Genomic DNA, 24,850 nt, shown 5'->3' with positions numbered 1-24,850 from the left:
GGTGCCAGCGTTAGGGCATGGACGCACTGCGGAAAGCGCTGGGAGCCCTTTCGGTGGCCTATGCGCTGATCTTCTTCTGCGCGGCGCTGCTGCACACCGGGCTCAGGCTCGGCCCGCTGCAGGACGCCGTGATCGTACCGGCGTCGATCGTGGAGACGTTCTGTGGCGTGGTCCTGCTCATCGGCGCCCGTGGCGCGCTGACCGGCCGGCCGTGGGCGTGGGACGGGCTGATCTACACGCACGCGGCGGCGCTGGCCGGGGTGCTGATGGGGATACTCGCGCTGGCGTTCGGCGCGGCCGAGACGACCGCGCTGAACACCTGGTATCACCGCACGATGGCGACGCTGCTCATCGCGGGCCTGGCCGGCGCGCTCTACACGTCCAGGCTGCGCAGGTAGGCGTCGGCCTCGGCGACGTGGTCCTCGGTGAAGACGCGGATCCCGTGGAGCTCCAGCAGCGCCGTGGTGACGCCCTGGCCGGGCGTGCGGCGGCCCTGGAACGTGCCGTCATAGATGGTCAGCGCGCCGCACGAGGGGCTGCCCTCTTTCAGCACCGCCACCCGTACGCCGAAGGACCGCGCGACGGCGAGTGCCGACTGCGCGCCCGACAGGAACTCGGCCGTGACGTCGGACCCGTCGGCGGTGAGCACGCGGGCCGCCCCCGACAGCACGGCCGCGCCGCTCACCCCGCCCTCGATCTCGGCGGCCGGGCGGGGGACCGGCAGCCCGCCCTCCACCTCGGGGCAGAACGGCACCAGGCGGCCCTCCTCGCGCCAGGCGGCGAGCAGCGCGTCGGCGCTGGTCTTGGCGCCGCCGTCATAGCGCACCCGCCGGCCCATCAGGCAGGCGCTGACGAGGACTCTTTCCATACTGACGATCCTATGAGCGCGATAGGTACCAGCGAGACGGCGGCCAGCGCGATCGCGCAGCCGAACGCGTACGTGAACGGCTCCGCGACGCCCGCCCTGGTGAAGACCTGCAGCAGCACGGCCAGCAGCGCCACGCCGAACGACGACGCCAGCACCACGCCCGCCGCCCCGACCCCGCGCGGCCCGCTCCGGTCGGTGAGCTTGCCAGCGATCGGCATGGTCAGGGCGGCGCCGGCGCCCATCGGCGCCAGCAGCAGCCCCGCGTCGAGCGCGTCGCCGCCCTGGGCGAGCTGGCTGTAGAGCGGGACGAGCACGGTCACGCCGAACAGCGCGGCCGAGTAGCAGATCAGCGCGGCCACCGCGGCGGCGAACGTCCGGTCGCCGAACAGCCGCAGGTCCAGCAGCCCGCCCGGAGTCCGCCCCGCCCGCACCGCGAACACCGCCACCAGCGCGAGCCCGCCCCCCAGTGCCGGATGGGCGAGCGAGGCGCCGTTGCCCACCTCCGACAGGCCGAAGACCAGCGCGGCCAGGCCGGGGCAGAGCAACGCCAGACCGAGCACGTCCAGGCGGCTGTCACCGCTCGGGCGCCCGCCGGGCAGCAGCTTGATCGCGGCGAGCAGGGCGATGACGCAGACGGGCAGGTTCACCAGGAACAGCCAGCGCCAGTCGAGGTTCTCCACGATCACGCCGCCGAGCAGGGGCCCGAGCACCGGGGCCAGCATCGCGGGCACCGAGATCATGGCCATGCCCCGGCCCATCCGGTCCTGGCCCGCGGCCTGGGCGATCATCGCCTGGCCGACCGGCATGAGCAGGCCGCCGCCCAGCCCCTGCACCGCGCGGAAGGCGATCAGGGCGCCCACCGACCAGGCCGCGGCGCTCAGGGCGGAGCCGCTGGCGAACAGCGCCAGCGAGGTCAGCCAGACCGCCTTCGTCCCGAACCGGCCGACCGCCCAGCCGGTGACCGGGATCGACATGGACAGGGCCAGCAGATAGCCGGTGATCACCCACTGCATGGTGGACAGCGTCGTGTGGAAGTCGCAGGCCAGGGCGTTGACCGCCACGTTCATGATCGTCGTGTCGAGGATCGTCATGATCACACCCAGCAGGACCACCAGGCCGGTCGTCTTGAGGGGATCTCGTACGCTGTATCGCATGACGTACACCGTAACATCAATCGTACGGTGTATCGCCTCGCTTAGACTGAGCCCGTGAGTTCCGTCTGGTCGCGGCCCGCGCCGCAGCGACGTCCCGCGCTGACCCGGGAGGCGATCGTGGCCGCCGCGATCGTGATCGCCGACGCCGAAGGGCTGGGGGCGGTCTCGATCCGGCGGGTGGCCACCGAGTTGGGCGCCCGCGCGATGACGCTCTACTCCTACATCGAGCGCAAGGAAGACCTGCTCGACCTGATGGCCGACGAGGTCGCCGCCGAGGTGCTGGTCGACGAGCCGCTGCCGGAAGACTGGCGCGCGGCGATCCTGACCATCGCCCGGCGCGAGCGGGAGGTCGTACGCCGGCATCCGTGGCGGGTCGACCTGGTCGCCCAGCGCGTCTCCGTCGGGCCGAACGGCCTGCGCCATGTCGAGCAGTCGCTGGCCGCGCTCGACGGGCTGGAGGTGGATCAGCTGACCAAGTGGCGGATCCTGGCCACGGTCGACGACTACTCGCTGGGCTACATCATCCGCGAGTCGCTGGAGCGCGCCGCGCCCCGCACGATGGGCGTCAACGACGCCGAGCGGGCCGCCATCGCCGAGCCCTACATAGGGGAGCTGGTCGCGAGTGGCGCCTTCCCCCGGCTCGCGCCGCTGATCGAGGGCGGCGTGGCGGGCGCCGACGACACCTACGAGCGGGGGCTCAACTGGCTGCTGGACGGAATCGAGGGCGACCTACCCGGGCGATAGCCTTTTCCCGATGAACACCACCATCGCCACGATCGTGATCGTCGGCTCGCTGCTGCTCGCGCTGGCGAGCCTGATCACCGCGATCCGCAACCGGTCCATGGGCATGATCCTGCTCATCGGGTTCGCCGTGCTGGAGGTGGCGGTGCTGGTCCAGGCGGGCATCGTGATCGCCGCGGTCGTCGGCGGCCAGGGTCCGGCCGCGAAGGCCACGCTCTACGGCTACCTCGCCGGCCAGGCGGTCATCCCGCCCGCGGGGGTCTTCCTCGCGCTGGCTGAGCGGAGCCGGTGGGGGCCGGCGATCCTGGTCGTGGCCGGGTTCGCGATCGCGGTGATGACGGGCCGGCTGCTGCAGATCTGGCAGGGCCTCCCGTGACCGCGCCGTCACTCGGCAGCGGGCCGGGGCGGGCGCTCGTCGCCGTCTACGGGCTCTTCGCGCTCGCCGCGGGCTCGCGGGCCACGGTGCAGATCATCACCCGGTTCGGGGAGGCGCCGCTGGCCTACACGCTGTCGGCGTTCGCCGCGCTGGTCTACATCCTGCTGACCGTCGCGCTGATCCGTGGCGCGCGCACCCTCGCGCTGGCGGCGCTGGGCGTCGAGCTGGCGGGCGTGCTGCTCATCGGCACGGCCAGCGTCCTCGATCCGGCCGCCTTTCCCGAGGCGACCGTCTGGTCGGTTTATGGGAAGGGTTACCTGTTCATCCCGCTGGTCCTGCCGTTCGTCGGCCTCTACTGGCTGTTGCGCAGGCGTTAACCGATTGCGGGCCTGGGCAGGGGCCACCCCCATGAGCACGATCGAGCACTCAGTGGATGTCCAGGTCCCCGTCAGGGTGGCATACAACCAATGGACGCAGTTCGAGAGCTTCCCCGAGTTCATGGAGGGTGTCGAATCCGTCAAGCAACTCAGCGACACGCGTACGGCGTGGGTGACCGAGATCGCGGGAGTGAAGCGCGAGTTCGAGGCCGAGATCACCGAGCAGCATCCGGACGAGCGGGTCGCCTGGCGGTCGACCGACCGTCCGCACCAGGCGGGTGTGGTGACCTTCCACCACCTCGACCCGAACACGACCAGGGTCACGCTCCAGATGGAGTACGACCCCGAGGGGTTCATCGAGACGGCCGGCGACTGGCTGCAGATCGTCCGCCTGCGCATCAGGAACGACATGGAACGCTTCAAGTCGTTCATCGAGTCGCGCGGCGGCGAGACCGGCGGCTGGCGCGGCGAGGTGCCAGGACCGCACCAGAGCGGCTCCGGCTACGAACCCGGCGACCAGCCGGTGCCGCCCGGGACCGGGGGCCAGCTGCCGCCCGGCACCATCGGCGGCGGCGGCGAGTTCCCCGGGGGCGCCACGCTCCCGCCGCCCGGCCCGGTGCCCGGCCCGCCGCCTCCGCGTAACGAGCAGCTGCCGCCCGTCCTTTGACGGTGTGACGACAAGCCCCCCGAGCGTTTCGGGGGGTTTCGTCATGGTCTGGAATAAATGTGCGTTTCGGCCCTGTTAAGATGGCGATTCATCCCATGACTTGATGAGTGGAGGAAACGCCCCCGCATGAGTGTGCTCGCCCAAGAGACCAAAGGCAGATCCCTCGTCTGGCTCCTCGTGCTGGGTATCGTCCTCGCGGCGCTCAACCTGCGCACCGCCGTGACCAGCGTGGGCCCCCTACTGGACCAGCTCGCCGGCGCGCTCGGCATGTCCAGCGTCGGCACCGGCCTGCTCACCACGCTGCCGGTACTGGCCTTCGCCACGGTCGGCGCGGTCACGCCCACGCTGGCCCGGCGCGTGGGCGAGCACCGGCTGCTGCTGCTCGCGCTCGTCACGCTCGGCACGGGCATGCTCGTGCGGTCGCTGGTCGACTCCGCACCGGTGTTCCTGCTGACCAGCGCGGTCGCGCTGTCGGGCGGAGCCGTCGGCAACGTGCTCATCCCGACGCTGATCAAGCGCCACTTCCCCGCCAGAACCGGGATCATGACCACCGTCTACACCGTCGCGCTCGCCGTCGGCACCATGCTCGCCGCCGCGGCCACCGTGCCGATCGAGCGCGCGTCGGGTGACTGGCACATCGCGCTCGGCGTGTGGGCGGCCCTGGCCGCCGTGGCCGCCATTCCGTGGCTTGCGCTCCTGCGCAGTGAGCCGGAGCGGCACACCGGCCGGGGGGACGCGGGCATTCGCCGGCTTGCCCGGAGCAAGCTGGCCTGGATGGTCGCGCTCTACTTCGGCAGCCAGTCCATGATCGCGTACATCATGTTCGGCTGGCTCGCCACCATCCTCACCGAAGGCGGTTACACCACCGGCCAGGCCGGGCTGGTGCTCGGTGTGTTCACCGCGCTGAGCATCCCGGTCTCGATCCTGGTGCCCGTCATCGCCTCGCGCTTCGCCGACCAGCGGCCCGTCGTCGTCGGGCTCGTCGCCTGCTACGCCGTCGGCTTCGCCGGGCTGTGGCTCGCGCCGATCTCGACGGCGCCGGTCTGGGTGACGTTCGTGGCGATCGGTATGGGGTCGTTCCCGCTGGCGCTGATGATGCTCGCCCTGCGCACCCGTACGCCGGAGTCCACCGCCGCGCTGTCGGCGTTCGGGCAGAGCGCCGGGTACCTGATCGCGGGTGCGGGGCCGCTGCTCGTGGGGGTGCTGCACCAGATGACCGGTGGGTGGACGCTGCCGTACGCGCTGATCTTCGGGGTGCTGGTCGTGCAGCTCTTCACCGGCCTGTACGCGGGACGGAACCGCTACCTCGAGGACGAGTCCTCGTCGCTGAACGACGAGCGCGTGCCTGCCACAATAGGCGGATGAATTCGACAGTCGTCACCTTCCCCGACGGTCATGTCAGTGGCCGTTCGGAGATCGTCGGGGTCGTGCCGGCGGGGGGCCGGCAGGGCCTCGTCGTCGCCGAAACTCCGTTCCACCCGCTTGATCACACCTGGCCGGACCAACCGGCGGACCGGGGCACGATCGGCGGGCTGCCGGTGGCCGACTGCGTCACGGGGGCCCAGTCGGGTACCGGCGAGATCTTCCTCGGCCCCGACATCCCCGTACGCCGGGGCACCGAGGGCTGGGCCTGGCTGGTCGTCCACGTGACCGATACCCCGCTGCCCGTGGGGACCGAGGTGGCGCTGGAGGTGGACCCCGGCCATCGGGCGGCGCTGTCGGCCGGGCACACCGCCTGCCACCTGGCCGCGCTCGCACTCAACGCCGCCCTGGCCGGGCACTGGCGCAAGCCGGTGGCGCCGGACGGGCTCGGCCACCCGGACTTCGACCAGAGCGCGATCACCTCGTCGCGGATCTCCCCCTTCGGCAGCGAGGATGTCTACCGTCTCGGCAAGTCCCTGCGTAAGAAGGGGTTCTCCGCCGACGGGCTGGAGCTCTCGCGGGTCGCCGCGGACGTGAACGACCGGCTCAAGACGTGGGTCGCGGCCGACGCGGCGGTCTGGCTCGACGTGCCGGGGCCCGGGCTGACGGCCCGCCGTACGTGGCACTGCGCGCTGCCGGAAGGCGAGACGTCGATCCCGTGTGGCGGTACGCATGTTCGGCGTGCGGGGGAGCTCGGGGCCGTTACGGTCGCTCTGTCTCTTGAGGATGCCGCGCTGACCATGCGCACCACTAGTTCCCTTTGAGGGCCTTCAGGAAGGCCAACACCCGCTTCCACGCGTCCGCGCAGGCCTCCTCGTGCTCGGCGGTGGTGGCGTCGAAGAAGCCGTGCGGGGCGCCCGGGTAGGTGATCAGCTCGTGCTCCACCCCCGCCTCCGTCAGCGCCGCACCGAACTCGCGCACCTGCTCACCCGTGATCCCGTGATCGGCGCCCCCGAACAGGCCCAGGATCGGCGCGCTCAACTCGACCGCGTGCTGGGTCGGCCCTGGGCCGTACGGGCCCGCGATGCCCGGCGCGCCGTAGAAGCCGATCACGCCCGCGAACCCGAAGCGCGGCGCCGATGCGAAGAACGCGTTGCGCCCGCCCATGCAGAACCCGAGCGCCACCGCCGGCCTGCCCAGCCGATCGGCCGCGGCCATGATGTCGTCCTGGATCGTCTGCCTGCCGAGCTTGGAGACGTGCTCCATGATGGGGAAGGCCTCGCCCCGCTCGTCGTCGGTGGCGGTCCTGCCGTAGTAGTCGATGGCGATGGCCGGGTGGCCCTGTTCGGCCAGCCGTAGGGCGAGCTGTTTGTAGAAGTCGTGCAGTCCGCGTACGTCGGGCAGGATGACCACGCCCGGCCCGCGGACGTCGTCGGGCCGAGCCTCGTAGGCGGCGAACGTGGTGCCGTCGGCCGAGGTCAGCCTGGTGCCGGAGGCCGTCGTGCCGGTGATGGGGGCGGCGTGGGCAGGCGGTTTCGCGTCATTGTCGTAACACATGGTGCGGTGAAATTACCAAAGCCAGATTGATAAATCTAGGCTTGCTTTATGCTCGCGAAAGATCTGCGGCTCGCGGTCGGGCGGTTGGCCCGGCGTATCCGCCAGCTGTACACAAATGCCTCGGACGATGATGTTTCCTTCACCGAGCTCGCGGTCCTGTCGCGGCTGGAGCGGGAAGGGCCGCACACCTCGGCCCAACTGGCCAACCTGGAGAAGGTGACCGCCCAGGCGATCGGCACGGTGCTGGGCGGGTTGCATCGCCGTGGCATGGTGTCGCGCGGGCCTGACCCGGTCGATGGGCGGCGGGTCATCACCGTGATCACGGATGCCGGGCGTGGCGCGCTGGACAGCCGCGAACAGGTCATCACTGAGCGCTTGGCCGCGGTTGTCGACACGCTCACCGAGGAGGAACGGTGTCGTCTGGCCGCCGCTCTGCCCATCCTGGTCACCCTGGCGGAACGCCTCTGATGCTCTGTCAGCATCTGTTGACAAGTGGCCGCTTGTCAGCGCATGCTGACACCATGAAGGTCAACGAGCTGGCCGACGCGGCCACTGATCGCGACCCCGGCGTGGGCCTGGCGGCCGTCGCCGCGCTGCGGGCTCTGCTGGAGGAGCTTGAGGCCACGCACGTGTCCAACGCCCGGGACCAGGGGTGGTCCTGGGAGCAGATCGCCGACGCCCTCGGGGTCAGGCGGCAGTCCGCCCACCGTAAGCACGCCCGCAGGATCGGAAGGTAACCGCATGCTCGCCAGATTCACCGACTCCGCCCGCCGCGTGCTGATCAGGGCCGGCACGCTGGCCCTCGACGCGGGACGTCCGGCGCTCACCCCTGACCTGCTGCTGCTCGCCCTGGCCGAGATTCGGCCGTTCTCGCTGGCCGGCTTCACCGTGACGGCTGAGGACGTTCGAGGGCAGGTCGATCTCGGTGACCGCCGTGAGCTGCTCGCCACCCTGGGGATCGATCTGGCCGAGGTGCACCGCCGTACGAGGGCGGGGACTTCCGATCCTGCGCGGTGGCGGTTGACGCGGTCGCGCCTCAAGCCGCTGCGGGTCACCCTGCACGGGCCGTTGGGTTCGGTTCCGCTCGCCATGCACGCGCGGAAGGTGGTGGAGGTGGCGATGTGGCGGCCGGGGGCGGTCACGGGCGAACGGCTGCTGTGGGGGCTGCTGGCCGACTACTCGAACGGGGCGGGGCGGATCTTGCGGGCCGGTGGGGTGGATCTGCGGGCGCTGGTGGAGGAGACGGGGATGCCGATGGCTCGGACGGCTTGAACTCGCGTCAGGAGGGGACATCGAGGTGGCCGATCTTCTCCGGGTTGGCGAGGAGGTAGATGGTGTCGATCTTGCCGTCCGTGATGAGCAGGGAGATGACGGTGACGACCCGGCCCGCGGCCGAGATGACAATGGCGGGTGCGCCGTTCACGTTGGCCAGGCCGTACGACATGGTGGCGAAGTCCCCCACACCGATCGAGGCCATGAACTTGGCGATGCCCTCGGGGGTGGTGATGGAGACCAGGAAGCGCGTCACGTTCTCGGCGCCGGTCAGGGCGCGCAGCGGGGAGCGGGCCTTGCCGCCGCCGTCGCTGACCAGCGTCACCTCACTGGACAGCAGGCCGATCAGCCCGTCCAGATCGCCGCTGGTGGAGGCATGGAGGAAGCGTTCGGTGATCCGCCGTCGCTCGCCGAGGTCCGCGTCGAATCGGGGCCGCTTCTCCTGTACGTGATCGCGGGCCCGCCTGGCCAACTGCCGGGTGGCGGGCTCGGCCCGGCCGATGACCTCGGCGATCTCGGAGAACGGCATGTCGAACGCCTCCCGCAGCACGAACACCGCCCGCTCCAGCGGCGAGAGCGTCTCGAGCACCACAAGGAGCGCCAGCTCGACGGAGTCGGCCAACTCCGCGTGTTCCGCCACGTCGGGCGTGGTGCTGATGGGCTCGGGCAGCCACGGGCCGACGTACGACTCCCGCCGCGACTTCACCCACCGCAGCCGGTCGATGGCCAGCCGCGACGTGATCCTGATCAGGTACGCCTTGGGGTCGGCGACGATCGTCTCGTCCACGCCGGACCAGCGCAGCCACGCCTCCTGCACCACGTCTTCGGCGTCGGCCATGCTGCCCAGGATTCGGTACGCGACGCCGGTCAGCAGGGTTCGGTGGTCTTCGAAGGTCGACATAGGACTTAAGACGTATCACGGGGGATCGTGTGTGACACGGGCGCCCTAGGATTCCGATACACTGGATCCGCATCAAGGGGCTATAGCGCAGCTGGTAGCGCACCTCCATGGCATGGAGGGGGTCTGGGGTTCGAATCCCCATAGCTCCACGTCGGATGGGGTTGACTTGGTCGCGTGTCCCCCCTTCGGGGGGCATGCTCCCCGGGCATCCTCCTTGGTTATATCGGGGGATAACCCCCGAACCCCCAGCGTCGGGCCAATGGGCCTCGCTTCGCTCGGGCTGTTTCTTTTTTGGCCACAATCGGCTTCGCCTCGGGGCGCTTCGCGTTTATTGCTCAGGCGTTGCTTCCAGTCGGGCCTGGTCCCGACCCCTGGAGGGCCTTCGCTTCGCTCCGGGCGGTTTTTCTTGGGCGACCCGCCCGTTACTCGATTCGGTGGTTGGCCATCTGCTGCCCGCCCTTGTGCAACGGGCTTCGGCTTGGCCGGGGGCTCAGGCGCTGCCTTCAGTCGCGTCGGAGCCGCGACCCCTGGAGGTCCTCCGCTTCGCTTCGGACGCCTTACTTGGGCGCGGGCTTCTCCCCGTTGGCCGCTCGAACCAACGGAGGACGTGCGAGGCGTCGGCGGGCGGCGTCTGCCGGACCCGGGGTGGCAAGGTCGCACTGAAGTACCGCACACCGCGCTTCATGCTGGTGCCGCAGTTGCGGGACGGGCCGGAGGTGCGGACGCCCGCCGACTGCGGCCCGGGCCGGGTGTGGGACCCGTCACGGCCAAGGTGGCAAGTTACAAGTTTTGACATCTGTAACCAACCCGCTTAGCGTTTCTCGTATGGAGCAGAGAACACTCGGCGCCGACGTCTGTGTGGGGGCGGTCGGGCTCGGTTGTGCAGGCATGTCCGGCGCGTACGGACGCAGCGCCGACGAGCAGAGCATCGCGACGCTTCGCAACGCGCTCGACGCCGGGATCACGTTCATCGACACGGCCGACCACTACGGGATGGGGCACAACGAGACGCTCATCGGGCAGGCGCTGCGACCCGCCGATCGCGACCGCGCCGTGGTGAGCGTGAAGTTCGGCGCGTTGTTCGGTGTGGACGGCAGCGTGCGCGGCATCAACGGCCGGCCCGACGCGATCCCGAACTTCCTGGGCTACTCGCTGCAGCGGCTGGGCACCGACTACGTGGACATCTATCGCCCGGCCAGGCTGGACCCCGCTGTCCCGATCGAGGAGACCGTCGGCGCCGTCGCCGAGATGGTGCGGAAGGGCTACGTGCGCGGCATCGGGCTGTCCGAGGTCGGCGCCGAGACGATCCGCCGCGCCCACGCCGTGCACCCGATCACAGACGTCCAGATCGAGTGGTCACTGTTCAGCCGCGGCGTCGAAGACGAGATCCTGCCCACCTGCCGCGAGCTGGGCATCGGCGTCACCGCCTACGGGGTGCTCGCCCAAGGAATGCTGACCGGGACGTGGCGACCGTCGGCCGGCGACGCACGGCATCGCGGGCACCTGCCCCGCTTCGCCGCCGGCAACATCGAGACCAACCTCGCGTTGGTCGAGCGGCTGCGGGAGATCGCCACCTCCCGCGGCGCCACGGTCGCACAGCTCGCGATCGCGTGGGTGCTCGCGCAGGGCCGCGTGCACCGGGACATCGTCGCGCTGGTCGGAGCCAGCCGACCGCACAGCATCACCGAGGCGGTGGACGCCGCCGGCCTGCGGCTGACCGAGGACGACCTGGACGCGATCGAGCAGGCCGTCCCCCGAGGGGCGGTCGCGGGAGAACGCTACGCCCCCGCCCTGCTCGCGCTCCTGGACAGCGAGCGAACGGGCGGCAGGCGCTGATGCCTGCCCGAACCCCGCTGGACGCGAACGCCATCCTGGCGGCCACCGAGGAGATCCTGCGCCGCCACGGGCCGGACAAGGCAACCGTCGTCGACGTCGCCCGGGCACTCGGGGTCAGCCACGCCGCCGTCTACAAGCACTTCCCCTCCAAGCAGGCGCTGCGCGAGGCCGTGACCCGGCGCTGGCTCGACCGCAACCGCGACGCCCTCGCCGTCATCGCCGCCGACAGCGCGGTCGCGCCAGTGCAGCGACTGCGTACCTGGCTGCACGCCGTCCTGGCCGTGAAGCAGGCCAAGATTCGCGAGGACCCGGAGCTGTTCGCCGCCTATGGAATCCTCGCGGCCGCGCACAGCAGCGTCGCCAGCGACCACGTCGCCGACCTCTTGGGCCAGCTGGCGGCCATCATCGCCGACGGCGCCGCCGACGGCAGCCTCCGCACCGACGACGCGGAGGCCACTGCCCGCGTGGTCTTCAACGCCACCGCCAAGTTCAACCACCTCGCCCACGCGGCCGAATGGCAGACCCCCGGCATCGGCGCCGAACTCGACGAGGTGTGCAGCCTGCTGCTCGAGGGTCTTCGCGCCCCCACATCGCCGTAGCCGAACCAGGTCGAGCACACGCCGCGACTCGTCAGCGGCGCGGTCGGCCCTGCCCATCGCCACCCAGGCGGCAACGAATTCGGCCCTGCCCGTCGCCACCCAGGCGGCAACGAACAAGGAGTGACGAACGACCATGGTTCAAGCAATCGGAGTGACGCAGCCCGGCGGACCGGACGCTCTCGGCGAGTTCGACCTGGTGGCCGAACCGATCGGTCCCGGTCAGGTCAGGATCCGGGTGACCAGCGCCACGGTGAACCCGACCGACGCGATGATCCGTTCTCGTCCGCGGCAGGATGAGGCGGACGCGGTGCGGGTGCCGGGCATGGAGGTCGCCGGCGTGATCACCGAGATCGGCCCCGCCGTCGACCGCCCGTTCGCGATCGGGGACGCCGTCATGGCCATCGTGGTGCCCTCAGGCGCGCACGGCGGCTATCGGGCAGACCTCGTCATGTCGGCACGCTCGGTCGCGAAGATCCCGGCCGGGCTCTCGGACGTTCAGGCCGCCACCATCCCGATGAACGGGCTCACTGCCCGGCTCGCCCTCGACAGGTTGGCGCTCCCGGCCGGCGCGACGGTCGCCGTCACCGGCGCCGCCGGCACCGTCGGCGGGTACTTCGTCCAGCTCGCCAAGCAGGCCGGGCTGGTCGTCGTCGCCGACGCCGCCCGGCAGGACGAGACCTTCGTCCGCGAGTGCGGAGCCGACGAGGTCGTGCCGCGGGGGGACGACTTCGCCGCAATGGTCCGCCGCCACCACCCGGGCGGCGTCGACGGGCTCGTCGACGCCGCCGTGCTGGAGGCCGCCGTGCTCCCTGCCGTCAAGGACGGCGGCACCGTCGTCACCGTCCGCGGTTACCAGGGCGACGGGACCGACCGGGTCCGCGTCGCCCCGATCTTCGTCCGCGACTACGTCGAGGCCGCGGCCGAGCTCGACCGGCTCGCCGAACTCGCCGGTGAAGGACGGCTCACCGTCCGCGTGGCCGGCGAACTGCCGGCCTCCCGAGCCGCCGACGCGCATCGCTCGCTCGAACGGCGCGGCGTTCGCGGGCGGTTCGTCCTGCGGTTCGGCTGACCGATCCTCGCGGAGGGCCGCACATGACGCCCGGCCATGCGGATCTCGGCCATGGCGTTGAAGACGTCCATGGATGCATCGGCCTCGGTTCCGTCACGGGCCGTGCGGGCTTGGCTTCAGGTGCGGTTCCTGTTCGTCGGGTGAGGGTGCGGAGGCCGTGGTCGTACGACGGGCATGGTCGACCAGGCGGTGCAGGGCGATCAGCCCGTAGCCGAGCAGTGCGAAGCAGACGGCCAGTGCCAGCGCGACGAGGGCCACCCCGCCGTACCCGAATGTGTCCACGTCCAGAAACGGATAGGGATAGCGCTTCCACGCATGTGGCGGCAACAGGGCGCCTCTGACCAGGGCGAAGGCCAGATACGCCAGGGGGTAGACCAGCCAGGTGAGAGCGGCCGTCCATTTCGGCCGAGGGGCGGTGCGGTCGAAGAACAGCCAGTCGATCACGGCCAGGACGGGCGTCACGTAGTGGAGAAGGAAGTTGCCCAGGCCGTGGCCGCGAAGGGAGAGGTGCTCGAAGGGACTGGCTCCGCGCATGCGGAGAAAATGCCAGACCAGGCCAGTGATCACGATGTAGAGCGTCACCGCCCCCTTGAGCTGGGTGGGCGGGCGCCGCCATCCGCCGGCCACTTGCCAGACGTAGAACCCGGTGAGGAGCAGGTTGCTCTGCACGGTGAAGAGGACGAGCGGGTTCAGCGGGCTGCCCAGGGCCATCCAGGTGTAGATCAGGCCGACCACCGCGGCCAGGATCAGCATCAAGCGGTACGCCGTCGCCCAGAGCATGGCGATCATGGTCCCACAAGGCGCATCACATCGGCTTAAGAACGCCCACCCAAGCGGTTCAACTGCTCGACGCGGGCCGGGTCAGCCGGCGACTGCTCGGTGGCCCAAGCGACACCGGCGGCGAGACGCAGGATCGTCGAGGTGTCGATGTCATCCCGGACAGCGCCGTTGCGCTGGGCCGTTGCCACGAGTTCGGATGCTGCGGCGCGCATGGCACGGCAGGCAGAGTACAACGGCGACGTCTCGTCGTGGAGCGCGGTGGCGACGCTTGCCGCCAGCCCCCGATACGTCATGAGGTGGTTGACGAAGAGCTTCAACCAGGCCACGAGCGCTTCCTGGGGCGAACGCTCAGTCTGTAGCTTGGCGGCCGTCCATTCGTTTTCGGCTCCGGTCGAACACACCACTCTTGTTCGTGAGGTCCTGGGAGCCGACAAGTGCTCATCCCCGAGCAGGCGTTCGTCATCGAACCCGATCCTGAGCAAGCTCGTGCCATCGCCCGGCGGTACCGAGGCAAGATCAACCCCGATTCGCCGTACACGCGTAACTGGCTGCGTCTCGGCTGCAGCCAGGAGGACATTGCCGGCGGGGGAAGTGATCGGCTGATCGACGCGTTGGTCGCGTGGGGCACTCCGGGTGCCATCGCCGCGCGCGTTCAAGCGCAACTCGACGCCGGTGCCGACCATGTGCTGGTCCATCCCCTCGCCGATGACCTGCCCGCGGCCATCGAGCAACTTGAACAGCTTGCGTCTGCGTTGCCACGTGGATCGGCGTAAGGACGTCAGATCGGGGAGCGCCGCTCACAAGAACGGCTGTACGAGCGATGACTCCATGACCTGAACGTCAGCGGGGGATGAGTGTGGCCCACTGGTCCAGCGTGGACAGCGCCTCGTCGGCGGACTGGTACTGCAGGGTGAACAGGCTGCGATCGGCACCCGCGTTGGCGTACGCGTCGAGCCGGCCGGGCTCGGGTATCGGGCCTCCCTCCGGGATCGCGCCGAACAACGTGATCGGCACTGGTCCCCGCCCAGCGTCGGCGGCCCGGGCGCGGAGCGCGGAGGCTCGCCGGGTGAGCTCGTCGACGTCCATCATGTCCACCTGGGGAAGCCAGCCGTCGCCGTAGTCCAGTACCCGGTCCTCCGTGCCAGGCCCGTTCCCGCCAACCAGTACGGGTGGGTGCGGCTTTTGCGCGGGTTTCGGCCAGGACCAGACCGGGTCGAAGTCCACGAACTCGCCATGGTACTCGGCCTCCTCGGTAGTCCAGATCTCCCGCATGGCGCGGACCCGATCGGCGAGAAGGGCCATCCGGGTGCGCGGATCGGTGCCGTGGTTCGCCATCTCCATGCGATTCCACCCACCGCCGACGCCGAACTGGAAGCGCCCGCCGGAAAGTTGGTCGAGGCTGGCCACCTCCTTCGCCGTGATGATCGGATCCCGTTGGGCGACAAGGCAGACCGCGGTGCCAAGAGTGAGGGTGGTGGTGACCGCGGCGACCGCGGCCAGCGCGACGAATGGGTCGATGGTCTCGGCGTAGCCTCGGGTCGAACCGCCGGAGGAGCGTCGGCTGTGCACCGGAATGTGCGTGTGCTCGGTCCAGAACAGGGACTCGAAGCCACGTTCTTCAACGGCCCGACCGAGTTCGGGTGGTGTCAGACCGTGGCAATTGGAGTAAACAGCGATACCGATGTCCATCCGGTGATCATTAACCGGCTATGTCTTTCCAGTCAACCGCATATTTAGCGCCGGGCCGCCCACGATGATCAAGTCGTTTATGGAGTCATTCTCGTCGACCAGTGGCGCGGTGTTCGAGTAAGTGTTGAGCAACTCCACGCGAGGCCGTTCTGGAAACGGCCATGTTCGCCGGTTGCCAGGATGTCCTCAGGGCAGTCGTGTGGCCTGGAGGGGATCGACCGACCCGAGCGAGATTCTCTGGACGCGAAGCAGCCGGGCGAGGGCTTCGCGGGCACGGCGTTCCTCGCTCCGGTTGCTCAGCTCCACGGCCAGATCAAGAGCGGTGGTGTGCAGGTGTACGGCCTGGCCGGGGTCGCCCAGGGTCGCTGCGATCTCGGCCAGGCTGTTGAGGGCCTTGGCCTCGCCTCGTCGGTAGCCGAAGTGCCGATACAGCTCCAGCGCCTGCTCGTGGTGGTCGCGGGCCTCGGCGTGCCGGCCCAGCCGGGTGCAGGCCACTCCGAGGTTGTCCAGGGCGTCGGCCTCGCCGCCTCGGCTGCCGATCTCGCGGGACAGTTCCAGCGCCTGGCGATGCAGGTCGGCCGCCTGTGCGTACTGGCCGAGCCGCTCGTGGACGATGCCGAGGTAGTCCAGCGCCACGGCCTCGCCGAGCCGGTCGCCGATGTCGCGGAACAACTCCAGGGCGCGCAGGTTCGCCTCCTTGGCCGGCTCGTGGTCGCCTTCGTCCGTGTTCACCCGGCCCAGGCCGACCAGCGCCCGGGCCTGACCTCGTAGGTCTTCAGCCGTACGGCAGGCGGCCAGGGCCCGGTCGAAGTGCTCGCGGGCGATGTCATGACTTCCCTGGACCTGATGCACCCAGCCGAGATCGGTCAGCGCCCGGCCTTCACCGGCCAGGTCCTCGCGGAATCGGGCGGCGTGCAGGGCCTTGCCGTACAGGGTGAGAGCATCGTCGTGGTAGGCGTGGTCGTAGAGATAGCGGTACAACGTGGTGGCCAGCAGGCCGGTGTGCGTCAGGTCGCGATCGGCGGCCAGGACGAGGTTGGCGCGTTCGGCCTCCAGCCAGGCCAGCGCCCGCGGCGCGTCGTGGAGCGGCACCGGCGGGCACGCGGATCGCTCGATGCGCGGCCGCCGGTGGGCGCTGTCGGGATAGAGCAGGTCCATGGCGTCCGACGCCGTGGTGAGCTGGTGGCCGAGCAGCCGGGTCATCGCCGCCTCCCCGGCCCGCGGCGGCTCTTGCTCGGCCGCGAGCTGCGCGGCGTACTGGCGGAGCAGGTCGTGGAAGACGTAGCGGCCGAAGGCGCGCTGCTGGAGCATGTGCGCGTCCAGCAGGTCCTCCAGCAGGTCTTCGGTGCGCTCCACGGGGAGATCGGCGAGCGCGGCGGCCGCGTGGGGTTCGATGTCGCGGCCGGGATGCAGCCCGAGCAGGCGGAACACCTGCTGCTGGTCGACGGTGAGCTGGCGGTACGACAGGGTGAACGCCGCCGCCACGCCGCGTTCCGACCTGGCCAGTTCGGTGAGCCTGCGGCGCTCGTCCCGCAGGCGTTCGGCCAGGTGGGCCACGCTCCAGCGGGGGCGGTGCCGCAGGCGGGTGGCGGCGATGCGGACGGCCAGCGGCAGGAACCCGCACAGGAGCAGGACCTCAGCGACCGCCTCGGACTCGGCCGCCGCGCGCTCACCCACGATGCCGGTGAAGAGCGCGACGGCGTCGGGTAAGGGCAGCACGTCCATGGACATGGCCCGCGCGCCGTCGAGGTCGGTGAGCCGCTGGCGGCTGGTGATGAGCACCAGGCTGTTCGACGCGCCCGGCAGCAGGGCTCGGACCTGGGCGGCGTCGGCGGCGTTGTCCAGCACCAGCAGCACCCGGCGGCCGGCCAGCTCGCCTCGCCACAGCGCGGCCCTTTCGGTGATGGACGCGGGGATGCGCTCGGTCGCCACCCCGAGCTGCCGCAGCAGCACCTCCAGCGCTTCGGCGGGCTCAAGCGGCCGCTGGCCCGCCGTGTGGGCGTGCAGGTCGATGAAGAGCTGACCGTCGGGGTAGCGTCCGGCGAGGCGGTGCGCGGCATGGACGGCCAGTGCCGTCTTGCCGATGCCGGCCATGCCGTCGATCACGGAGATCGTCACCGCCTGGGAGGCGGTCCCGCACAGCTCCTCCACCTGGACGGAGCGGCCGGCGAAGTCGGCGACGTCGTAGGGCAGAAAGGCCGCCAACGGCCTGGCCGTGGCGGCCTCGGCCGGCCCGGCCTGTGCGGGCCGCATCAGGGCGGCGTCGGGCGGCTGGGACTGTGCGGGCCGGATCAGGGCGGCCGCGGGTGGCTCGCCAGGCAGGACCAGGGCGGCCGCGGGCGGCTCGCCGCGCAGGACGGTCTCCTCGACGGCCAGGAAGCCGTGGCCGGGGTCCAGCCCCTGCTCATCGGCCAGTCTGTGGCGGTATTCACGGCCGACGGCCAGCGCGTCCGCCTGGCGCCCGGCGCGATACAGAGCCAGCATCAGCTGCCCGGCCAGCCGTTCACGCAAGGGATGCGCGGTCAGCTCGGCGGCCAGCTGATCAGTGAGCTCGGCGTGCCTTCCGGCGGCGAGTTCGAGCTCCACCAGCCGTTCGACCGCGGCCAGCCGCCGATCCTCCAGCCGTGCCCTGGCGCTGTCGGCGAAATGGGCCTGGACGCCGGCGAAGGCGGGCCCGCGCCACAGGGCGAGCGCTTGGCGCAGCGTCGGCACGGCCAGGGCCGGCTCCGACTCCGCTTCGGCCACGAGCGTGGCGAACTCCTGCAGGTCGAGCTGCCCCGCCGCAGGAGCGATCAGGTATCCGGCCGGCCGGGTCCGCACCAGGTGGGCCGCGTCCGCCGCGCGCAGCGTGCGCCGCATCGCGGTCAGCGCGGCGTGCACCTGTGCTCGGGCGGTGTCCGGCGGCATCGGCCCCCACATCGCCTCGATCAGCCGCTCGACGCTCACCACCGTGCCGGAATGCAGCAGCAGGTAGCCCAGGAAGGCGCGGTGACGCGGGGCGAGAGAGGGAAGCTCGCGGCCCTCGGCCGACACCTCAACCGCTCCCAGGATCGCAAAGCGCACATTCCCGCCGAGCATGCGCAGGAGTCTATAGCCGCGGCGGATCATCGCATCGTCGATGCATCGCGGATGTATTGATCGCCCCCGTGATGCTGGTCGTACGGCGCGGCGGTTACCTCACCCCGCTCGCCTCCGTCACAGAGGTGACGACGATCAGACCCCTCGAAGGAGACAGACCATGCAAGCACGCATGAAGAACCCCGCAGTGGCTCTGCCCGGCGCGATGAAAGCGCTCATGGACCTGGCCAAGGCCATCGATCAGGCCGGACTGCCCAAGATCACGGCGGATCTGGTGCTGCTTCGGGCCAGCCAGATCAACGGCTGCAGCGTCTGCGTCGACATGCATGCCAAGGACCTGCGCAAGGCGGGCGAGAGCGACGAGCGGCTGTTCGCCGTGGCGGCGTGGCGCGAGGCGCCGTACTTCACCGAGGCCGAGCGCGCCGCGCTGGCACTGGCCGAGGCGGTCACCCGGCTCGCCGACGGCGGCCAGATCAGCGACGAGGTGTGGGACGAGGTCGCCGACCACTACTCCGAGACCGAGCTGGCCGCGCTGATCATGACCATCTCTTCCGTCAACCTGTGGAACCGGCTGAACGCCACCACCCGGCAGATCGCGGGTGCGGCATGGTGACCACCGCCCTGGTCACGGGTGCGAACAAGGGCATCGGTTTCGAGGTCGCGCGCCGGCTCGGCGACCTGGGCATCACCGCGATCATCGGTGCCCGCGACGAGGAGCGGGGGCGCGCGGCGGCCGAGCGGCTCGGCCTGCCGTACGTGCGACTCGACGTCACCGACGCGGCCAGTGTCCGAGCTGCGGCCACGTGGATCCAGCAGGAGTACGGCAAGCTCGACATCCTGGTCAACAACGCCGGAATCACCTTCCCGGACGGGCCGCCCAGCCAGAGCACGACCGAGGAGGCCCGCCAGGTCTACGAGACGAACGTGTTCGGCGTCATCGAGGTCACCAACGCGATGCTGCCGCTGCTGCGCCGCTCGCCGGCGGGACGCATCGTGAACGTCTCCAGCGAGCGGGGCTCGATCGGGCGCACGCTGGACCGGGATCACCCGCTGTGGCCGATGCTCAACCTGGTCTACTGCTCGTCCAAGGCCGCCCTGAACATGATCACCGTGTCCTACGCCAAAGAGCTGTGGGACACCCCGATCAAGGTCAACACGGTCGATCCGGGCTGGGTCAAGACCGACATCAACCACAACGAAGGCATCAAGACGCCCGAAGAAGGCGCCGCGCCGATCGTGGCCATGGCGGTGCTGGACGCCGACGGCCCCACCGCCACCTTCGTCCAGCACGAAGGCCCCCTTCCCTGGTAGTCCCCGAAGGAGACAACGGATATGGATCTGCGTAATACCGTCCGGGGGCGTGTCCTGCTTCCCGGAGAGGATGGGTTCGACGAGGCGGCCCGACCGTGGGCGGTCGGCGTCCACCAGCCGGTGGCCGCCGTGGTGGAGGCGGAGAACGCCGCGGATGTGGCGGCGCTGGTGCGCTACGCCGGTGAAGCCGGGCTGACGGTCACCGCCCAGCCGTCGGGCCATGGCGCCTCGGGCGACGTGCAGGGCGTCATCCTGCTACGCACCGGCCGCCTCGACCGGGTGGAGGTCGACGCGCAGGCGCGCATCGCCCGGGTCGGCGCCGGCGCGCGTTGGGGCCGGGTGCTGGCCGAGACCGGCGAGCACGGCCTCACCGGCCCGGCAGGCAGCAGCCCGGCGGTGACAGTGGCCGGCTTCGTCGCCGGCGGCGGGATCTCGTGGTTCGGCCGCAGCTACGGCTGGGCCGCCGACTCGGTACGTGCCTTCGAGATCGTCGACGCGGGCGGCGAGCAGGTTCGGGTCACCGCCGAGTCCGATGCCGAGCTGTTCTGGGCGCTGCGCGGCGGTGGCGGCGACTATGCGCTGATCACCTCGATCGAGCTGGCGCTGTACCCGGCGCCCAGCCTGTACGGCGGACGGATCGTCTGGCCTGCGGCCCGCACCGCCGAGGTGTTCGACGCCTTCCGTAAGATCACCGCGGACGCGCCGCGCGAGCTGTCGGTGTGGATCAACCGGATGGCCCCGCCGCCGCCCGCGCCGCCGATGGTCACCCTGGACGTGACCTACCTTGGCGACCAGGCCGAGGCCAAGGCTCTGCTGGCGCCGCTGGAGGAGCTCGGTGGCAGCCTGTCCGACGGCCGCGGGCTGATGGACATCGCCGGCCTGGGCACGATCGCGGCCGAGCCGGTCGAGCCCAGCCCGATGCTGGCCCGCACCGAGTTGCTGACCGGCCTGGATGAGGCGACGCTGGAGACGCTCAGCGGCGCGGAGCTTGCGCCGCTGCTCAACCTCCAGATCCGGCATTTGGGCGGGGCGCTGGCCGAGGCCGATCCCGCCGGCGGCGCAGGTGGGGCGCTGGCCGAACCGTACATGCTCTACCTGCTCGGCCTGAGGCTGCCTCACCTGGTCGATGCGGTGCGGGCCAAGCAGAGTGCCCTGGTCGAGGCGCTGGGCCAGGCGGTCAGCGGCCGAAAGCCGTACACCTTCCTCGCACCGACGGAGAACGCCGCCCAAGCCTTCCCCGCCGATGCCCTGACTCGGCTGCGCGAGATCAAGCGCCGCCGCGACCCCTATGGCACCTTCCGCGCCAACTTCCCGGTCCTGGACTGAAAAGAGCACCGACGTGTTGAGAATCGCGACCGCCGCCGCGCTGATAGCGGCCCTGACGACAGCACCGGCGTCCGCCGACGCGGAGACCGGCAGGTGGACGCCGGCCTGGGCGACCGCCGCCCAGCAGCCGTCGGCCGACGTCTGGTATCCCACCTGGGCGGAAAAGGGCTTCGACAACCACTCCGTCCGCCAGGTGGTCCGGGTCACCGCGGGAGGCTCCACGCTTCAGATCCGGCTCTCCAACGCCTACGGCGGCCCTGTTCGGCTCACCGGCGCGAGCGTGGCCAAGGCCGGCGCGGGGGCGGCCGTGCAGGCGGGCACCCTCCGGCCGCTGACCTTCGCGCACGCCACCTCCGTGAACCTCCCCACCGGCCGGCAGGCCGCCAGCGATCCCGTCCGGCTCGCTGTCAAGGCCGGGGAACGGCTGACGGTGACGCTGTACTTCCAAGGCGCCACCGGCCCCGCCACGTACCACAACCTCGCCCAGACCACCTCCTACCGGGCCGTCGGCGACCACACCCGCGACCTCGGTGGGGCCGCCTTCGCCGAGACCAACAGCTCGTGGTTCTACCTGTCCGGAGTCGACGTGCACGGCGGCAGGCCCGCGGTGGCGACCTTCGGCGACTCCATCACCGACGGATACGGCGCCACCCTCGACGCCGACAACCGCTACCCGGACGCGCTGGCCCGCCGGCTGGGCGGCCGGCGGCCGGTGCTCAACCTCGGCATCGCCGGCAACCGCCTGCTCAGCGACTCGGCATGCCTGGGTGAACGGGGACTGGCACGCTTCCGCTGGGACGTGCTCGACCAGCCTCGCGTCAAGACGGTGATCGTGCTGGAAGGCATCAACGACGTCCTCCTGGGCCTGCAGGAGCCCACGCCGTGCACCACCCCCGCGACCAAGGTCGGCGCCGACGATCTGATCAGCGGCTACCGGCAGCTCATCCGCGCTGCCCGTGCCCGCGGCGTCCGGATCATCGGCGGCACCCTCCTGCCGACCAAGGGGTACGCGTACCACTCCGATGAGGTCGAGCGGATCCGTGACGCGGTCAACGCGTGGATCCGGACCAGCGGCGAATTCGACGCGGCCGTGGACTTCGAACGCGCCGTCGCCGACCCCGCCGACTCCGACCGGATCCGCCCGGCCTTCGACAGCGGCGACCACCTCCACCCGAACCCGGCCGGCTACCAGGCGATGGCCGACGCCCTCGACCTGCACGCCCTGTGAGTCGATCGTCGGCCTCGGCCGACGATCGATGTCAGGACGGTCGCCAACCGGCGTGCCGGGGGTGGTCAGCTCGGACTAGCTCATTCAAGCCAGTTCCCGTCGTTGGTGATCTTCAGTTCGCGCATTTTCCGGTACAGCGTCGTCCGGCCGATGCCGAGCTCTTCGGCCGCCCGTGACCGGTTACCCCGCCACTTCGCCAGGGCCGTGACGATGGCGGTCCGTTCGGCTCGCTCGATGCCCGACAGCGATGCTGAGCGATGTGCTTCGGTGATGCGCGGCGGCAGATCGTCGACCTGAATGACCGCGCCGTGCGCGGTGGACGCGGCTGCCTGGAGGACGGACCGCAGCTCTCGGACGTTGCCCGGCCAATTCCAGCGCAGCAACGCCTGCAAGGACGAGGACGACAGCCGCCAGCGGGTCCGCCCGTCGCTCAACGATTGGAGTATCTCCTCGGCGATGCCAGGAACGCATTCGCGCATCTCGGCCAAGGATGGCAGGTCGATCGTCACCGCCAGGCGATCCAGCAGGTCGTTGACCGCCTGGGGCGCGCGTGTGCGGTCGACGGTCGCGACGAGCAGCCCCCGCCGCTGCTTCGTCTGCCGCGCCGAATCCGACAGGATCGACTCCACCGCGGCAATGGCGCTGACCGGCAGCTGCTCCGCGTGCCGGATCACCACGCGACTGCCCGCGGCTATCCCGCGGGCCGCGCGGGCAAGCCATTCGTGCAACGACGTCGCGTCGAACGTGGTCGCGTTCAGCACCAGCAGATCGCGGCCCTCGGCCGACGCGAGTCGCGACGCGGTCCGTAGCCGTCCCGAGCCCGGCGGGCCGTTGAACGCGAGTACGTCGGCAGCCGCGGCGGCGGCCAGAACGCGGTCGCTGACCTCCGGGACCGCGTGAACCCCCAGCGCCGGCTTACCGCGCTGCGCGGTGGCGGCCGGACCGGGACGGTGACGACCAAGCGGTTCGGCGGGGAATTCAAGCAGGTAAGCGGGCCCGTCGGCATCCTCGACCCGCCGCGCCTCGACGGACAGCGCGACGTCGCCGAGCGTGATGTCCAGCACGGCCGTGCCGTCCGTCCAGGCCTGCCGCTGGGCCGCTTCCCATAGCGCAACGTAGGTGGACGGAATCATCAGCGGCAGCAGCGCGTTGTCGGCCAGCACGCTGTCGTCGGTGAGCAGCATCGACAGGCCCCTGTGGGCTTTGGACCGTTGGAATGCTGAGACCAGAGTGGCCTCGCGCGCCCAGACCAGTTCCTTCAGTGCCTGCTCGATCTGACTCACGGCGAGCTTGGTCAAGGACATCATCATCGGGTTGGACGCGGCCGCGGTCGCCGCGAGCGAGAGGGATCCGGCCACGACACCGTTTCGAGGACTGAGGATCGGTACGCCGGCGCACGCGAAGACCTGGAGCGCGTCGTTGAAGTGTTCGGCGCCGTGTACCGAAACGGCCTGCTTCTCTTCGAGGGCTGTTCCCAGACCGTTGGTGCCGACCGTTGACTCCGAGTAGTCGAATCCCTCGAGGACGCAGTTTTCGTCCAGTAGGTCGCGCTGCCGGAAGTCGGCGGCCCGACGGGCGATGATCCGGCCCGAGCGGTTGCTCATCAGGACGGCGACGCCGAGATCAGCGAGTTCGCTTTCCAGGTGATCCAGAATCGGCGCGGCTGCGCGGGTGAGCAAGTCAGACGCGTTGCCGCGCTCGATGCGGCGCGTGCGGATCCGCTCCGACGGGGTTGAGGCCGACACGCACCGCCGCCAGCTTCGCAGGATATCCGGCCGCACGTCGCTCGAGCGGAGGGCGGTGGTCAACAGGCCGCCACTGACCAGAGCATGACGCGCGACCTGGAGACTTTTGGCACTATCTCCAGGCTTCATGATCGTCTTTCCTTACTGATGATCTGAATGTCCTCATTTAGGGAGCTTGGCGCTATGGGCATCTGTCCCGGTTATGCGCTACATCGCGCGTTCGCCCACGTCGTATGGGATCGGGCGATTGGCCCGATGGGGGGCACTTGGTAGCCCGACCGCGGCAGAGCTGACGCCATGTCCAGGCGCGGCCGCTCAGCCAACAGGATTGACCTCACCCTATTCGCACTGTTCCGAATGGGATTGCGCTCACTGTACCTGCACTGTTCCGAATCGGCACAGTGCAAACCGGCAATACGGTCACACACTTAGTGAGCGACCGCAATAGCTCTCCCAGTGCCCCGGTTCGAACCGGGCAGTGTCCATCCGCCTCAGAAATATCGCCCACACCATGTGCATCGACAGCCGGTCCCCGGCCCTTCCTTCGCCACGGCCGTTGTCACGTCAAACCACATTCCCCGAGTACAGATCGGAGACCGCTGTGATCCATCGTCGTGCGTTGTCGGGGCACTGCACCGACGGCCTCGATCGCCACATCGCGGACATGAAAGCGTTGTTCGTCCGGGCCCCGGACACCCGCATTCTCGAGCACCCGATCCGCGGCGCCATGAACGAATTCACCGCCGTAATCGGAGTCATGCGCGGAACCTTCACCCGGCCGATGCCCGACGGCAAGGGCGGCCATATTCCACCGACCGGCAGGTCCTACGCCATCAACATGGCCACCGAGAAGGCGTATCCGGTCATCGGCGAGCGGGCCGCCGAGATGGTCGGCGCCGGCTGACATGAGCACC

General features: G+C 70.2%; 28 protein-coding genes and 1 tRNA gene. 20 read left to right on the top strand and 9 right to left on the bottom strand.

Annotated features, from left to right (window positions below; all coding sequences use genetic code 11):
• The first annotated feature begins 17 nt into the window (after window positions 1-17).
• A complete protein-coding gene (locus ACGFNP_RS27320) occupies window positions 18-398 on the top strand; it encodes a hypothetical protein (protein WP_358331359.1) in 381 nt (126 codons plus the stop codon).
• Here the strand turns inward: ACGFNP_RS27320 and ACGFNP_RS27315 are convergent.
• Both ACGFNP_RS27315 and ACGFNP_RS27310 read right to left on the bottom strand, forming a co-directional pair.
• Window positions 374-868, bottom strand: coding sequence for a DUF523 domain-containing protein (locus tag ACGFNP_RS27315; protein ID WP_358331356.1), 495 nt, complete (start codon window positions 866-868; stop codon window positions 374-376). The genes ACGFNP_RS27320 and ACGFNP_RS27315 overlap by 25 nt on opposite strands.
• Window positions 838-2,022: a DHA2 family efflux MFS transporter permease subunit gene (locus ACGFNP_RS27310; protein WP_393323558.1), complete on the bottom strand. Its 1,185-nt coding sequence runs from the start codon at window positions 2,020-2,022 to the stop codon at window positions 838-840. The genes ACGFNP_RS27315 and ACGFNP_RS27310 overlap by 31 nt, the downstream gene beginning before the upstream one ends.
• Window positions 2,023-2,076: 54 nt before the next feature.
• Here ACGFNP_RS27310 and ACGFNP_RS27305 point away from each other — a divergent pair, with 54 nt between their 5' ends.
• The 6 genes from ACGFNP_RS27305 to ACGFNP_RS27280 all read left to right on the top strand — a co-directional run bounded on the left by ACGFNP_RS27305 (window position 2,077) and on the right by ACGFNP_RS27280 (window position 6,369).
• Window positions 2,077-2,766 (top strand): TetR/AcrR family transcriptional regulator, encoded by a 690-nt coding sequence (locus tag ACGFNP_RS27305; RefSeq protein ID WP_393323555.1) that lies wholly within the window; start codon window positions 2,077-2,079, stop codon window positions 2,764-2,766.
• Between the two features lie 10 nt (window positions 2,767-2,776).
• Window positions 2,777-3,139, top strand: coding sequence for a hypothetical protein (locus ACGFNP_RS27300; protein ID WP_393323552.1), 363 nt, complete (start codon window positions 2,777-2,779; stop codon window positions 3,137-3,139).
• Window positions 3,136-3,516: a hypothetical protein gene (locus tag ACGFNP_RS27295; protein WP_358331344.1), complete on the top strand. Its 381-nt coding sequence runs from the start codon at window positions 3,136-3,138 to the stop codon at window positions 3,514-3,516. The genes ACGFNP_RS27300 and ACGFNP_RS27295 overlap by 4 nt, the downstream gene beginning before the upstream one ends.
• A 31-nt stretch (window positions 3,517-3,547) precedes the next feature.
• Window positions 3,548-4,183, top strand: coding sequence for an SRPBCC family protein (locus ACGFNP_RS27290; protein WP_393323548.1), 636 nt, complete (start codon window positions 3,548-3,550; stop codon window positions 4,181-4,183).
• A gap of 126 nt (window positions 4,184-4,309) precedes the next feature.
• A complete protein-coding gene (locus ACGFNP_RS27285) occupies window positions 4,310-5,548 on the top strand; it encodes an MFS transporter (protein ID WP_358331338.1) in 1,239 nt (412 codons plus the stop codon).
• Window positions 5,545-6,369, top strand: a complete 825-nt coding sequence (locus ACGFNP_RS27280) for a metal-dependent hydrolase (protein ID WP_393323544.1) — start codon at window positions 5,545-5,547, stop codon at window positions 6,367-6,369. The genes ACGFNP_RS27285 and ACGFNP_RS27280 overlap by 4 nt, the downstream gene beginning before the upstream one ends.
• Here the strand turns inward: ACGFNP_RS27280 and ACGFNP_RS27275 are convergent.
• On the bottom strand, window positions 6,356-7,102 hold the full coding sequence (locus ACGFNP_RS27275) for a dienelactone hydrolase family protein (RefSeq protein WP_393323541.1): 747 nt from the start codon (window positions 7,100-7,102) through the stop codon (window positions 6,356-6,358). The two genes, ACGFNP_RS27280 and ACGFNP_RS27275, sit on opposite strands and share 14 nt — an antisense overlap.
• A 48-nt stretch (window positions 7,103-7,150) precedes the next feature.
• Between ACGFNP_RS27275 and ACGFNP_RS27270 the strand changes: the two genes are divergently transcribed.
• Genes ACGFNP_RS27270 through ACGFNP_RS27260 form a run of 3 tightly spaced genes read left to right on the top strand, consistent with a single transcriptional unit; the run spans window position 7,151 to window position 8,374 of the window.
• The gene (locus tag ACGFNP_RS27270; protein ID WP_358331329.1) at window positions 7,151-7,570 is read left to right on the top strand and encodes a MarR family transcriptional regulator; all 420 of its coding nucleotides are present in this window, start codon (window positions 7,151-7,153) and stop codon (window positions 7,568-7,570) included.
• Window positions 7,571-7,623: 53 nt separating this feature from the next.
• Window positions 7,624-7,839, top strand: coding sequence for a helix-turn-helix domain-containing protein (locus ACGFNP_RS27265; RefSeq protein ID WP_219532065.1), 216 nt, complete (start codon window positions 7,624-7,626; stop codon window positions 7,837-7,839).
• A gap of 4 nt (window positions 7,840-7,843) precedes the next feature.
• Window positions 7,844-8,374: a Clp protease N-terminal domain-containing protein gene (locus tag ACGFNP_RS27260; RefSeq protein ID WP_393323538.1), complete on the top strand. Its 531-nt coding sequence runs from the start codon at window positions 7,844-7,846 to the stop codon at window positions 8,372-8,374.
• Window positions 8,375-8,381: 7 nt separating this feature from the next.
• Here ACGFNP_RS27260 and sigJ read toward each other — a convergent pair whose 3' ends face one another.
• Entirely contained in the window at window positions 8,382-9,275 is an 894-nt protein-coding gene (sigJ, locus tag ACGFNP_RS27255; RefSeq protein ID WP_393323535.1) for an RNA polymerase sigma factor SigJ, read from the bottom strand.
• 76 nt (window positions 9,276-9,351) lie between these two features.
• Here sigJ and ACGFNP_RS27250 point away from each other — a divergent pair.
• The 4 genes from ACGFNP_RS27250 to ACGFNP_RS27235 all read left to right on the top strand — a co-directional run bounded on the left by ACGFNP_RS27250 (window position 9,352) and on the right by ACGFNP_RS27235 (window position 12,779).
• Window positions 9,352-9,424: transfer RNA gene (locus ACGFNP_RS27250), tRNA-Ala, on the top strand.
• 676 nt (window positions 9,425-10,100) lie between these two features.
• Window positions 10,101-11,111, top strand: coding sequence for an aldo/keto reductase (locus ACGFNP_RS27245; protein WP_393323532.1), 1,011 nt, complete (start codon window positions 10,101-10,103; stop codon window positions 11,109-11,111).
• A complete protein-coding gene (locus tag ACGFNP_RS27240) occupies window positions 11,111-11,710 on the top strand; it encodes a TetR family transcriptional regulator (RefSeq protein ID WP_393323529.1) in 600 nt (199 codons plus the stop codon). The genes ACGFNP_RS27245 and ACGFNP_RS27240 overlap by 1 nt, the downstream gene beginning before the upstream one ends.
• A 133-nt stretch (window positions 11,711-11,843) precedes the next feature.
• Window positions 11,844-12,779 carry an NADP-dependent oxidoreductase gene (locus ACGFNP_RS27235; protein WP_358331313.1) on the top strand — a complete coding sequence of 312 codons (936 nt, stop codon included), beginning with the start codon at window positions 11,844-11,846 and terminating at the stop codon, window positions 12,777-12,779.
• A 93-nt stretch (window positions 12,780-12,872) separates the two neighbouring features.
• Here the strand turns inward: ACGFNP_RS27235 and ACGFNP_RS27230 are convergent, their stop codons facing one another.
• Together ACGFNP_RS27230 and ACGFNP_RS27225 are read right to left on the bottom strand one after the other, a co-directional pair.
• Complete coding sequence (locus ACGFNP_RS27230; RefSeq protein WP_358331310.1) at window positions 12,873-13,559, bottom strand: Pr6Pr family membrane protein; 687 nt, start codon at window positions 13,557-13,559, stop codon at window positions 12,873-12,875.
• A 35-nt stretch (window positions 13,560-13,594) separates the two neighbouring features.
• Window positions 13,595-13,960 (bottom strand): hypothetical protein, encoded by a 366-nt coding sequence (locus tag ACGFNP_RS27225; protein WP_393323524.1) that lies wholly within the window; start codon window positions 13,958-13,960, stop codon window positions 13,595-13,597.
• Window positions 13,961-13,993: 33 nt separating this feature from the next.
• Between ACGFNP_RS27225 and ACGFNP_RS27220 the strand changes: the two genes are divergently transcribed.
• Window positions 13,994-14,332: a hypothetical protein gene (locus ACGFNP_RS27220; RefSeq protein WP_393323521.1), complete on the top strand. Its 339-nt coding sequence runs from the start codon at window positions 13,994-13,996 to the stop codon at window positions 14,330-14,332.
• 67 nt (window positions 14,333-14,399) lie between these two features.
• Here the strand turns inward: ACGFNP_RS27220 and ACGFNP_RS27215 are convergent, their stop codons facing one another.
• Together ACGFNP_RS27215 and ACGFNP_RS27210 are read right to left on the bottom strand one after the other, a co-directional pair.
• A complete protein-coding gene (locus tag ACGFNP_RS27215) occupies window positions 14,400-15,248 on the bottom strand; it encodes an LLM class F420-dependent oxidoreductase (protein ID WP_358331301.1) in 849 nt (282 codons plus the stop codon).
• Window positions 15,249-15,434: 186 nt separating this feature from the next.
• Window positions 15,435-18,326 (bottom strand): tetratricopeptide repeat protein, encoded by a 2,892-nt coding sequence (locus tag ACGFNP_RS27210; protein ID WP_393323517.1) that lies wholly within the window; start codon window positions 18,324-18,326, stop codon window positions 15,435-15,437.
• Window positions 18,327-18,486: 160 nt separating this feature from the next.
• Between ACGFNP_RS27210 and ACGFNP_RS27205 the strand changes: the two genes are divergently transcribed.
• From ACGFNP_RS27205 to ACGFNP_RS27190, 4 genes are read left to right on the top strand one after another with little or no spacing between them, the layout of a single operon-like run.
• The gene (locus tag ACGFNP_RS27205; protein ID WP_219532075.1) at window positions 18,487-18,939 is read left to right on the top strand and encodes a carboxymuconolactone decarboxylase family protein; all 453 of its coding nucleotides are present in this window, start codon (window positions 18,487-18,489) and stop codon (window positions 18,937-18,939) included.
• Window positions 18,933-19,637, top strand: a complete 705-nt coding sequence (locus ACGFNP_RS27200) for an SDR family oxidoreductase (protein ID WP_393323514.1) — start codon at window positions 18,933-18,935, stop codon at window positions 19,635-19,637. Before ACGFNP_RS27205 ends, ACGFNP_RS27200 begins: the two co-directional genes overlap by 7 nt.
• 21 nt (window positions 19,638-19,658) lie before the next feature.
• A complete protein-coding gene (locus ACGFNP_RS27195; protein WP_393323511.1) occupies window positions 19,659-20,963 on the top strand; it encodes an FAD-binding oxidoreductase in 1,305 nt (434 codons plus the stop codon).
• Between the two features lie 13 nt (window positions 20,964-20,976).
• Entirely contained in the window at window positions 20,977-22,191 is a 1,215-nt protein-coding gene (locus ACGFNP_RS27190) for an SGNH/GDSL hydrolase family protein (protein WP_393323508.1), read from the top strand.
• A gap of 80 nt (window positions 22,192-22,271) precedes the next feature.
• Here ACGFNP_RS27190 and ACGFNP_RS27185 read toward each other — a convergent pair whose 3' ends face one another.
• Complete coding sequence (locus tag ACGFNP_RS27185) at window positions 22,272-24,065, bottom strand: sigma-54-dependent Fis family transcriptional regulator (RefSeq protein WP_393323505.1); 1,794 nt, start codon at window positions 24,063-24,065, stop codon at window positions 22,272-22,274.
• 382 nt (window positions 24,066-24,447) lie between these two features.
• Between ACGFNP_RS27185 and ACGFNP_RS27180 the strand changes: the two genes are divergently transcribed.
• On the top strand, window positions 24,448-24,840 hold the full coding sequence (locus ACGFNP_RS27180; RefSeq protein ID WP_393323502.1) for a hypothetical protein: 393 nt from the start codon (window positions 24,448-24,450) through the stop codon (window positions 24,838-24,840).
• Window positions 24,841-24,850: the final 10 nt, after the last annotated feature.

Source organism: Nonomuraea sp. NPDC049269 (assembly GCF_043197155.1).
GTDB lineage: Bacteria > Actinomycetota > Actinomycetes > Streptosporangiales > Streptosporangiaceae > Nonomuraea.
The sequence above is the reverse complement of the archived record's forward strand: the minus strand, read 5'-3'. Positions and strand labels throughout refer to the sequence as shown.